Below are 2,314 nucleotides of genomic sequence, written 5' to 3'. Positions count from 1 at the left end.
CGCACCACCCAGGCCCTCGACGCCCTCGCCCGAGGCGCCCACCTCCCCTTCCTCCTCCGCGGCATCCCCGCCGAATGACACCGAAACGCTCGCGCGCCGCCCCAACAGGACGGCGCGCGAAGGGTCGTAGGGGACCGGGACCTGAACGGGCCGGGCTCGGCTCCGGGATCAGCCGATCACCTTGATCGCCTCGATCGCGCGGTTCTCACCGGTGGTGCCGACCAGGACGCGCCCGCCGCTCCGCCACCCCTGCCAGCCGTAGCCGCTCAGGTGCGCGTCGGCGTCCATGCTCCTGCCGTCCGTCAGGAATTCGACGGCCTCGATCGCCAGGGACTGACCGGTGGTGCCGATCTGGAGGATCCCGCCGTCCCCGACACAGACCCAGGGCTGCCAGCCGAGGGTGGACACGTGTGCACGGGCGCACAGTCCGGACATGCCGCTGGTGCTGAACTTCAGTGCCTCGACCGCCCGCCCCTCGCCGACGGTTCCCGCGACGGCGCCGTTACAGCTGCTGCCGCTCTGCCACCCGATGCCTGCGACATGAGCCCAGTAGCAGATGAGGCGGACGCTCGCCGCCTGCCCCGAGCCCGCGACCGGACGGCCGTCCGCCGCCGCTCCCGCAGGACCGGCGGCGGCGAACGACCCTCCGACGGCAAGGACGGCGGCGGCGAGTGCCGTACCCAGTGACTTGCGCATGGGCGATCCCCTCCAAGGGGGGGTCGGGACGGGTCCGATGACCCGAGCGGGCGGACTCTGCACGGCCATGGTCGACAACCGACCTCTTCCGGTCAACGCCTTTGATTCACAATGACCCCACGAGCAAGAGGACTTGGCAGACATTGCACCAGCCGCCCCCGGCCGACGCCCGGCCGCCGAACCGCCCTCGCCGGGTACGGCGGCCTGCCCGTGGACTCCCCGCAGCTCGACGGCGGCCGGGACGCCTCCGACCTGCTCGCGGCCGAGCCACCGAACGGGCGGGAAACGCCCGCCGCGCCCCTGGCTGAATTTCCCTCAACTCCTCTTTTTTCCAACGGTGTTGATTGCCCCGCACCCGAGGAATCCGGGATCCGTGGTTCCGGCCAGATCGAGATCGGTTCGGGCCAGCTGCACGTGATCGCGATGCCCGGACGGGTGGGGGCTGCTTACCGTCGACAGGCCTGTTGGCACCTGTCCTCGGGCGCGGCGTGGGGCCCCGAACGACCCGAACGGCACTTCGCGACACCCGGCCCCGCTGTGCGTCCGCTGCCCGCACCGTGTGTAACGCCGAGGTAGGGAGTCCGCGCTGTGCCGTCCTTGCTGCACTACGAGATCGTCACGGATCCGACGTCACTGCAGGCGTCGTCCGACGGGGCACCGTCCGTGGGGACGGTGTACGTGATCGTCTCCAACTCCCACCAGGAAGAGGTGGAGTGGAGGTACATCGACGTGGAGATCCCGGTCGGCTCCGACCCCGATCACCTCACGGCGGACTCCGCGGCGATCACACCGGGCTTCTCCATGACGTACACGCCGCCACCCTGGCTGGACGAACCGCAGTTCGCCTGGGACGACACCCGGCGCGTGTTCCGGGCCCAGCACGGCACCTGGCCGGGGAAGAAGGTCACCCTGCCCGGCAACGAGGGGATCATCCTCAAGCTGGAGAACATCCCCGTCACCCGGGGCGACGGCCTGGTCCTCGTCAAGATCCACGAGAGGACCGGTGGCGGCGACGGCAACGCGGCCATGCCGACGGACTCCTTCACCACCACGCTGGCGTTGGCCAAGCAGTCCCCGAAGGTGCCGCGCAACTTCCGCGCGACGCAGTCCCTGCTGGACACGGACGCGGGCCAGTGGCTCGAACTCAAGTGGAACGGGCCCAGCAACCTCGACTACTGGATCCGCTACCCGGACGGCACGGCGGCCCACGCCGTGCAGGCGGTCACCGCGCCTCCGGTGGTCGACACGTCCTTCAGCTGGTCAGTCCCCGCCCCGAAGCGCGGCACCACGTACACGCTGATCGCCGGGACGGACAACGGCGGGCAGCCGCAGCACGGGTACTTTCTCACCACCACCGTCCACGCGCTCATCCCGGAGTTCGGGAGCGGGACGCGCTCCCCGTGGATCGAGGGGACGGCGGACAAGGGCCGGGTCACCTTCACCCCGGACGGCGTGAAGGTCGACGACCGGAACGGTGCTGCGGGCACGGTCACGGCGAAGACCGCCGACGTACAGGACGTGAGGACCGGGTCGGTCAAGGGACGGACCCCCGACTCCGGCTGGATCGACTTCCCCGACACCGGCATCGACGTCTACCACGGCCCCAACAAGGACCTCG

Annotated in this window: 2 protein-coding genes; one reads left to right on the top strand and one right to left on the bottom strand. The window is 70.4% G+C overall.

From position 1 onward, the window contains the following. Positions 1 to 168 precede the first annotated feature (168 nt). Positions 169 to 696: a hypothetical protein gene (locus ABZY91_RS29335; RefSeq protein ID WP_355405901.1), complete on the bottom strand. Its 528-nt coding sequence runs from the start codon at positions 694 to 696 to the stop codon at positions 169 to 171. Positions 697 to 1,284: 588 nt separating this feature from the next. Here ABZY91_RS29335 and ABZY91_RS29330 point away from each other — a divergent pair. Beyond that, on the top strand, positions 1,285 to 2,314 hold a 1,030-nt coding region (locus ABZY91_RS29330), incomplete at its 3' end, for a hypothetical protein (RefSeq protein ID WP_355405900.1).

The sequence above is a fragment of the Kitasatospora sp. NPDC002965 genome (genome assembly GCF_040611255.1).
Taxonomy (GTDB): Bacteria; Actinomycetota; Actinomycetes; order Streptomycetales; family Streptomycetaceae; genus Kitasatospora.
The sequence above is the reverse complement of the archived record's forward strand: the minus strand, read 5'-3'. Positions and strand labels throughout refer to the sequence as shown.

What these genes read in the sequence shown, in the direction of transcription:
- ABZY91_RS29335 (WP_355405901.1), bottom strand. Translation starts at nt 696, where the DNA reads ATGCGCAAGTCACTGGGTACGGCACTCGCCGCCGCCGTCCTTGCCGTC.